This window comes from Streptomyces sp. NPDC058632 (assembly GCF_042717095.1).
Taxonomy (GTDB): Bacteria; Actinomycetota; Actinomycetes; order Streptomycetales; family Streptomycetaceae; genus Streptomyces.
Genome location: NZ_JBHXQZ010000200.1, coordinates 1 through 2,008, shown reverse-complemented (window position 1 = coordinate 2,008; position 2,008 = coordinate 1). Strand labels below are relative to the sequence as shown.

1 protein-coding gene and 1 pseudogene are annotated in these 2,008 nt (G+C 67.4%); both read left to right on the top strand.

Features of this window, described 5'->3' with window-relative positions:
• A pseudogene (locus ACFWVE_RS34950) lies at positions 1-1,146 on the top strand (alpha-1,4-glucan--maltose-1-phosphate maltosyltransferase); the annotation flags it as partial.
• The coding region (locus tag ACFWVE_RS34945; protein ID WP_384023270.1) for an alpha-amylase family glycosyl hydrolase at positions 1,143-2,008 on the top strand (866 nt) is incomplete at its 3' end. The pseudogene ACFWVE_RS34950 and the gene ACFWVE_RS34945, both read left to right, overlap by 4 nt.

Here is a 2,008-nt window from a genome sequence, read left to right as displayed (position 1 = left end):
GAGATCGCCCTGGACTTCGCCCTCCAGTGCTCCCCCGACCACCCCTGGGTCCACAAACACCCCCAGTGGTTCCACCACCGCCCCGACGGCACGATCGCGTACGCGGAGAACCCGCCGAAGAAGTACCAGGACATCTACCCGGTCGCCTTCGACGCGGACATGGACGGCCTGATCACCGAGACGTGCCGGGTGCTGCGGCACTGGATGGCGGCGGGGGTCCGGATCTTCCGGGTGGACAACCCGCACACCAAGCCGGTGGTGTTCTGGGAACGCGTGATCGCCGACATCAACGGCACCGACCCCGACGTCATCTTCCTGGCCGAGGCCTTCACCCGCCCCGCGATGATGCACACCCTGGCCGCCGTCGGCTTCCAGCAGTCCTACACCTACTTCACCTGGCGCACCACCAAGGAGGAACTGACCGAGTACCTCACCGAACTCTCGCGGGACGCCGCCTCCTGCATGCGGCCCAACCTCTTCGTCAACACCCCCGACATCCTGCACGCCTACCTCCAGCACGGCGGCCGGCCCGCCTTCGAGGCCCGCGCCGTCCTGGCCGCCACCCTCTCCCCCACCTGGGGCATCTACAGCGGCTACGAACTCTGCGAGAACACCCCCCTGCGCGACGGCGGCGAGGAATACCTCGACTCGGAGAAGTACCAGCTCACACACCGCGACTGGGACACCGCCGAGCAGACGGGCCGCACCCTCACCCCCCTCATCACCCGCCTCAACACCATCCGGCGGCAGAACGCGGCCCTTCGCCGGCTGCGCGATCTCCACTTCCACCAGGCGGACCAGGACCCGGTCATCGCGTACTCGAAGCGGCAGGGTGCGAACACGGTCCTCGTGGTCGTCAATCTCGACCCCCACCACACCCAGGAGGCCACGGTCTCGTTGGACATGCCGCAACTCGGCCTGGACTGGCACGAGTCGGTGCCGGTGCGCGACGAGCTCACCGGCGAGACCTATCACTGGGGCAGGGCCAACTATGTGCGTCTCGGGCCGGGCGGAGCACATGTGCTCGTCGTCGGCCGGGAATCCGCGGGCCGCGCGGCGACAGCCGCCGGTGTCGCGTCCCCCGATGAGCACGGCACGGTTCTGCGACCGTCCACCCCGCAGATCGGAGGGTCACCCGCATCATGATCGTCAACGAGCCCGTACCGGACACCTTCGAGGACACACCGGCGCAGGACCGCGACCCGGACTGGTTCAAACGAGCCGTCTTCTACGAGGTCCTCGTCCGCTCCTTCCAGGACAGCAACGGCGACGGCATCGGCGACCTGAAGGGGCTGACCGCCAAGCTCGACTATCTGCAGTGGCTCGGCGTCGACTGCCTCTGGCTGCCCCCCTTCTTCAAGTCGCCGCTGCGCGACGGCGGTTACGACGTCGCCGACTACACCGCCGTCCTGCCCGACTTCGGCGACCTCGCCGACTTCGTGGAGTTCGTGGACGCCGCCCACCAGCGGGGCATGCGCGTGATCATCGACTTCGTCATGAACCACACCAGCGACCAGCACCCGTGGTTCCAGGAGTCCCGCAAGGACCCGGACGGCCCCTACGGCGACTATTACGTCTGGGCGGACGACGACAAGCAGTACCAGGACGCGCGGATCATCTTCGTCGACACCGAGGCCTCCAACTGGACGTACGACCAGGTGCGCGGGCAGTACTACTGGCACCGTTTCTTCTCCCACCAGCCGGACCTGAACTACGAGAACCCGGCCGTGCAGGAGGAGATGATCTCCGCGCTGAAGTTCTGGCTGGACCTGGGCATCGACGGTTTCCGGCTGGACGCGGTGCCGTACCTCTACCAGGAGGAGGGCACCAACTGCGAGAACCTGCCCGCCACGCACGCCTTCCTGAAGCGGGTGCGCAAGGAGATCGACGCGCAGTATCCGGACACCGTGGTCCTGGCGGAGGCGAACCAGTGGCCGGAGGACGTGGTCGACTACTTCGGCGACTACGCCGCCGGCGGCGACGAATGCCACATGGCCTTCCACTTCCC